General features: G+C 60.4%; 2 protein-coding genes. Both read left to right on the top strand.

Going from position 1 to position 2075, the window contains the following annotated elements; translation table 11 throughout:
- Positions 1-881, top strand: an 881-nt coding sequence (locus GR158_RS25010; RefSeq protein ID WP_160873049.1) for a porin, incomplete at its 5' end; no start/stop codon positions are given.
- Between the two features lie 150 nt (positions 882-1031).
- Entirely contained in the window at positions 1032-1931 is a 900-nt protein-coding gene (locus tag GR158_RS25005) for a site-specific integrase (RefSeq protein ID WP_160873048.1), read from the top strand.
- Positions 1932-2075 lie beyond the last annotated feature (144 nt).

Below are 2075 nucleotides of genomic sequence, written 5' to 3'. Positions count from 1 at the left end.
ACTTCTACATCCCGGGCACCGAAACTTGCCTCAAGATCAGCGGTTACGTCCGTTTCCAGACCGACTTCGGTCCCGATGAAGTCGGCACGTCCGACTGGGATTCCTGGACGCGCGCTCACATCCAGTTCGACGCCAAGTCTGACACGGAACTCGGCACGCTCACCAGCGTCATCGCTTTCAATGGCGAAACCAGCCAGAGCATCGGCGGCGGCTCGACGAGCGATTTCTACGTTGACCAGGCCTACATCGAACTCGGCGGCTTCCGCGTCGGTACCTTCCTGAACTGGTGGGATAACGACCTGATCGGCGAAACCGAAACGGCTTCGAACGTTACGCGCTTCACCTCGGTTCGTTACGTCTACGACGGCGGTGCCTTCCGCGCCGGCCTCAGCGTCGACGAAATCGATGCTGACGGTTCCGCGTACTACGCGCCGACCGGCTTTAGCTCGGGTAACGAAGTCGGCGTTTCGGGCATGATCGCTGCCACCCTCGGCGGCGTGAACTTCGAACTGCTTGGTGCATACGACACGTTCACCGAAGAAGGCGCAGTCCGCGCTTGGCTGTCGGCTGAAGTCGGCCCGGGCACCTTCGAACTGATGGGCCTCTATGCCAGCGGCGACAACGTCTACTACAACCAGTCCGAATGGAGCGTTGCAGCAGACTACTCGTTCAAGGCAACCGAAAAGCTGACGATCACCCCCGGTGCTCAGTACTTCGGTGACTACGAACTCATCGACGGCAACGACGCATGGCGCGTTGGCCTGACGGTTGACTACGCGATCGTTGACAACCTCAACCTCAAGGCAACCGTCAACTATACGGATCCGGACGACCAGGACGACTTCGTCACCGGCTTCCTGCGCCTGCAGCGCGACTTCTAAGCCGATCTGGCTTAGCTCATCCAAAAACGGAGAACCCGGCCGTAGGTCGGGTTTTTCGCGTTCCGGCTAGTTTTTGGGGTTAATTAGCAGGAAATTTATAAGCAATTTCATGCAACCAATGCGCGTCACATTGGGCGCAGTCAGGTCAGCATGTTAAATCATCCCTTGATGAGCGGCCCCTACCGCTTGAGCTATCAGTTTCAGAACGCTTCCAATCAGGCTTCGCTTCGCGCCCTGCTCGACCGCTATGTCGACGTTCTCTGGGAACCGGGCTCGCATAAATACAATGTCACGTCCTTCGTCGGCGAGCTCGACGAGATATTGCTCGGCGCCGAGTTCTCCGAGTTTACCGACGAGATGCTGGATACGCTGACATCGGCGCTTCGCAAGCGCGGCAACAGCAATGCCACGATCAACCGCAAGATGGCGGCGCTCAGCAAGCTTTTGAAGAAGGCCCAGAAGATGGGCGACATCCAAAGCCTGCCGGAGTTCAAGCGCCTGAAGGAGAAGGCCGGACGCATCCGCTTTCTCGAGCCGGAAGAGGAAAACCGGCTGTTCGCCGCCATATCCGAGAAATCGGAACTCTATGGTCGCTTCTGCATCTTCCTCATCGACACCGGCGCGCGGCTTGGCGAGGGTATCGGCCTTCGATGGCAGGATATGAACCAGGACCGCGTGACGTTCTGGCTGACGAAAAGCGGCAAAAGCCGCTCTGTTCCCCTCACCGAGCGGGCAGCGGCCGCCATTCAGGCTTCGGAGCGCAGGCGGCGCGGGCCTTTCACGAACATCGTCCAGGCGAAGTTCCGGGCGGCGTGGAACGAGGCCAAGCAGGAGGTCGGTCTCGGCGCGGAACCGGACGTGGTGCCGCATATCCTGCGGCACACCTGCGCGTCACGGCTCGTGCAGGGCGGGATCGATATCCGGCGCGTGCAGACATGGCTCGGGCACCAGACGCTGCAGATGACCATGCGTTATGCGCACCTGGCATCCGGCGATCTCGATGTCTGTGTTCCCGTTCTGGAACACGCCGCGCGCGTCAAGGCGGGGTAGGCCCGCCTTTGCACGAAGGGAGGCATTCTGTGCCTCCCGAATCATCGGCTTGAAAAGCCCTGAGAGCGTGGCCGTGCTCGACACGGCCCGCATGGAGACGATGCGCAAAAGACCGCTGCGCGTGCAGCGGACGGCCGCACGGAC

Origin of the sequence: Shinella sp. AETb1-6 (genome assembly GCF_009826875.1) — a bacterium.
Taxonomy (GTDB): domain Bacteria; phylum Pseudomonadota; class Alphaproteobacteria; order Rhizobiales; family Rhizobiaceae; genus Shinella; species Shinella sumterensis.
Note: the sequence above shows the minus strand (reverse complement) of the source record. Positions and strands in the feature narration are given on the sequence as shown.

Bases quoted from the DNA above. Each gene is read 5' to 3' on its own strand.
- GR158_RS25005 (WP_160873048.1), top strand. From the start codon at position 1,032: ATGTTAAATCATCCCTTGATGAGCGGCCCCTACCGCTTGAGCTATCAG.